Origin of the sequence: Vibrio sp. V39_P1S14PM300 (assembly GCF_009904765.1) — a bacterium.
In the GTDB taxonomy this organism is placed as follows: domain Bacteria; phylum Pseudomonadota; class Gammaproteobacteria; order Enterobacterales; family Vibrionaceae; genus Vibrio; species Vibrio proteolyticus.
The window spans coordinates 1-4495 of record NZ_WXWP01000209.1; the positions used below are offsets into that span (position 1 = coordinate 1).

Genomic DNA, 4495 nt, shown 5'->3' on the forward strand with positions numbered 1-4495 from the left:
ATTCTGCTCGATCCGAGTCTTCAGCATCGATCGAATGATGATCGAGTCGTTGCTCTACGCAACGACAGAAACAATGCTATGGATGTCACTCGATATTATCTAGATGCTGGCTATACGATTACACTAGTCGCCGATTCAAAGCTGTTCCCTACTCAAACGGCTAGATTAATGAAAAGCAACTACTGTGGAAGTCGTGTTCCAATGTTAGATAGCGCGACAGGGATTTACTACAGTCTGGAGAACTTTAGAAGCACTGTGACTTATCTAACCCTTTGCAACTCTCTATCACCGTGCAAAGAGACATCGCAGTGGCTTTCCAGACAATTGATTCGTACTGTTCCGCTTACAAACAGCACAACCGAGGCATGTGTTAACACCTTTCTGTCAGATTTACAGGGCGTTCAGAGTATTGAGTTATTGAGAGCTGCACTTGATGAGCAACTCGAACAGAATCGCAATAGAGTGCGAAAATTCATGTCTCCAACTCTTCAAACTAAGACCATCACCGTTGATTCATTGCGCTCTCCGCTGTGCTCACAGCTTATCAACGACAGCAAAACTCTTGCAGTAAGAGCGGCAACAGGCACAGGGAAGACCAAGCATCTATTTGGTCCATTAGCGAAAGCGGCTCGAAGTAAGAACAAGAAGATCGTTTACCTTTCTTACCTAACCGCACTGGTTGAACAATACTGCAATGACAATTTCGCAGTCAGCTACAACCAAGATTTGTGCGAACTAGAACAAGCGGATGCAATGGGGGTTGTTGTAAACAGCATTTGGAAATCTCATATTCGCTCTGTGCTTAATCAGGCGGATATTCTTATCATTGACGAGTTCGAAAAAGTACTGACGACTGTCGTATGTTCTGAACCAAGTAAACAGTTACCAAAGCAACAAGTTTTTGAAAGCTTGTCAGAAGTCATTCGTAATGTCCCACAATTGATTGTGGGTGATGCTGATCTTTCAGATATCAGCTTGGGTTACATCAAAGAGTTAAGAAGCGAAGTGACACTATTGGATTGCACTGAGAACCCGTATTCTTCAATCAAAGCTGTGATCACAGATAAAAACCAGTACCTCTCCAACGTTTATCTCAAAGAGCGTCTTATTGAGGAAGATAAAGTATTCCTGTTTGATTCTCTCGTCACACTTCGTCAGGTTACCCAATCACTAGGCTATAAAGATTCTAATAAGCTAGATAGTGAAGATGAAGCACTAAAAGACGGTATCTTAATTATCCACGCTCACAATAAAGACATGCCTGCTCAAAAAGCCTTTTTGGAGAATCCAAACGAAGAGATTAAGAAGTATAATGCGATCATGGCATCTCCTTGCTTAAGTTCAGGATTCTCAATTACTACGCACTTTACTAACAAAGTTGTGGTTTTCTGCGATAAGACGTTGACACCTTTAGAACTGATTAATTTTGCACGTCGATTTCGTACAGCAAAACAAATTTGGTTTGCCGTTGATGCATACAAAGATTTCATTACACCACATGCCAAAGAAACGACGTACAAACCAACAGTCCATGTCCAACCAACTGACAAGTTGAACATTGCATTCAACAACGTTAAAAAGCGCTTCTTCGCTCCTTTAGCCTTGCATTTACATTTAACGTTGGAAGAACTCGGTTTTATGACAACATCGGCCCCATCCTCTTTTACAGCACAACTGTTTGCTCAAAAGAGTGTTAATCTGGCAGCCAAAGCGTACAAAGAGTTAGAAGTGCAAGCGATTGTATCCTCACCTGATTTAACTCAAGAACAAGCTTCCTGGTTATGGGCTAAAGACAGAAGGACGTCTTCTGATAACGCTTCTTTAACTAAGTTTCAGATCAAGCGGGATTACGGAGTGAAAAAGGTTACAGAAGATGACGTTAACTTCCACTTCAAGTTCTTAGTCAATCGAAGTGTGTTTGATTCATTCCCGTTCGTGAATCGCTCTAGTGACAAAGTGGAAATCGAAACGAAGCACCATCGTACCGCTCATCTCATCTATGACCGAATTTTGAAAAAGTATGGATTTTCTGTCGATGGTGACGCCTTTTGGATTCATAAAGATGAGGTTCGCCAGATTGTAAAAACCTGTTATGTTAACCGAAAGCTATTGAACTGGGCCTTTAAAGATAGCTTACACATTAGCAAGCCTCTTCATCAAGAGGCAAAGCCAAACAAGGCAACGTCATACTTGAAAAGACTCTTAAACTCATTGGGCTTCGAAGTTGGAACATTCCGCAGCAGTAGCAAAAAAGCAAAAGTAGAGATGCATAAAAACGCTCGTAATTATGCTTGCTTTAATTCAGCACCATCCGAAACTACCAAGTCCGCAGCCTAACAGCCAACACCGCCCTGCTACCACGACACTCATAAGGTAGCAGGGAGTATCCCCTATCAAATCATAATCTTACTACAGCGCTCAATTCCTGAATCTAAAGTCTCTCAATCGACGCTTGTTGCGTTATAATCCCCACAATTTTGTTCTTCGCTCACACCAAGATTTTGAGCGAGCCGTGAACGTTTAAGAGATTCTTATGACAAACAATACCGCAGTAGAAAAAATCAGCCTTGAAGAGCTAAAGACATGGCTTTGGGGCAGCGCAAACATCATGCGTGGCACAGTAGATAGCTCAGACTTCAAAAACTATATCTTCGGTCTCCTGTTCTTAAAACGTCTTTCAGACGTATTTGACGAGCGTGTAGAAGCCGTGATAGAAGAAGAAGGTTGCAGCGCTGAAGAAGCAATGGCGCAGATTCAGGAAGATAACCCAGAGCAATTCGTTCCTGTGTATGCACGTTGGAACAAGCTGATCGAAAGAACGGAAAATATTGGTGAGTACATCGATGAAGCCTTTGCTGAAATCGAACATCAAAACCCATCACTAGAAAAAGTGCTTACCGCCATTCAGTTCGGTGATAAAGAGAAGCTCAGCAATGAGCTACTGACTCGCCTACTCCGCCATTTTAACCAACACAAGCTGGGCAATAAAAATCTCTACAAAGCCGACCTACTTGGAGATGCATACGAGTATTTGATTGGCAAATTTGCTGATGATGCTGGCAAGAAAGGCGGCGAGTTCTACACCCCTCACGAAGTGGTAGAACTTATCGTTAAGCTGATTGACCCACAACCAGGTCATGAGATTTACGATTTGACCTGTGGATGTGGCGGCATGTTGGTTGAGTCCGCTCGTCACATTAAAGAAAACTACGAGAATGGCACCATCATGGGTAAGCCTAACTGTAAACTTTACGGTCAGGAAAAGAACCTAGGAACATGGGCAATTGCCAAACTCAACATGTTTTTGCACAACCTAGATGGCGATATTCAACGCGGTGATACGTTAGTTAACCCAAGACATACAACAAGCCAAAATGGCTTAATGACTTTTGATAGAGTCATTGCGAACCCTCCTTTTTCTCAAGATAAATGGTGGGAACCGTTAGAGCTAAACGACGGGAAAATTGTTGACCAAAAAGGTAAAGAAAGAAATGTAAAATACAGTTCCGACCTAAAAGATCCATTTGGTCGCTTTGGGCTTGGCACAGCTCCACGAACTAAAGCAGACTTTGCCTTTATTCAGCATATGATTGCCTCAACAAAAGACGATGGTCGCATCGGCGTTGTAGTCCCTCATGGTGTGCTGTTCCGTGAGGGAGATGAAGGTAATATTCGTAAAGGCTTTCTTGTCGGTCAAGACAATATCAAAGGTGATTTAATTGAAGGTGTGGTCGGTTTACCAGATAAACTGTTCTTCAACACAGGCATTGCGGCTGCGGTTCTAATCATCAATAAAAACAAGCCTGCTGCACTGAAGAACAAAGTCATTTTCGTTGATGCTTCCGCCGAGTTTGGTGAAGGTAAAGCGATGCGCTTACTTCGTAAATGCGATATAACACGTATCACGACCGAGTACAGCAAAGCAAAACAAACATTAATTGATGCAGGAGAGCAGACGGAAGATAAACTTTCGGAGTTACTGGACTCTGTCTCTGTGGATAAATACCTTCGCGTCGTTGATATTACAGAAATCAAGCAGAATGACTTTAATCTCAATATCAGCCGCTATATCGATTCTTCAGATGAAGAAGAAAAGGTTTGTATTACAACCACTCTTCGAAACTTAGCTCAAATTGACGAAAAGATTTGTGAAGTAGACTCGAAGCTCAAAGATCTCATCAACTCAGTATCTATTGAGGTATAAAATATGGATAACTGGAGAGACTCAAAAATAGAAGAGCTTTGCACCTTACACTACGGCAAATCTCCTAAAGGCATAGATTCAGATGATGGCATTTACCCGATTTATGGTACTGGTGGGATAGTTGGAAGTACCAACGATTATTTATACGATAAGCCGAGTATCATTCTTGGACGAAAAGGGTCTATCGGTAATATTCACTATGTAGATAAACCGTTCTGGACAATCGATACTACTTTTTATGTCGAAGCCAAAAATTGCGATACTAAATGGTTATATTACGTATTCATTAGT

General features: G+C 41.8%; 3 protein-coding genes. All 3 read left to right on the forward strand.

Translation table 11 applies throughout. The features are described 5' to 3' along the window. The first annotated feature begins 168 nt into the window (after positions 1 to 168). Positions 169 to 2337, forward strand: a complete 2169-nt coding sequence (locus CAG65_RS10680) for a hypothetical protein (RefSeq protein WP_237668796.1) — start codon at positions 169 to 171, stop codon at positions 2335 to 2337. Between the two features lie 196 nt (positions 2338 to 2533). Then, a complete protein-coding gene (locus CAG65_RS10685; protein WP_161453612.1) occupies positions 2534 to 4204 on the forward strand; it encodes a type I restriction-modification system subunit M in 1671 nt (556 codons plus the stop codon). 3 nt (positions 4205 to 4207) lie between these two features. Further along, the coding region (locus tag CAG65_RS10690) for a restriction endonuclease subunit S (RefSeq protein ID WP_202599343.1) at positions 4208 to 4495 on the forward strand (288 nt) is incomplete at its 3' end.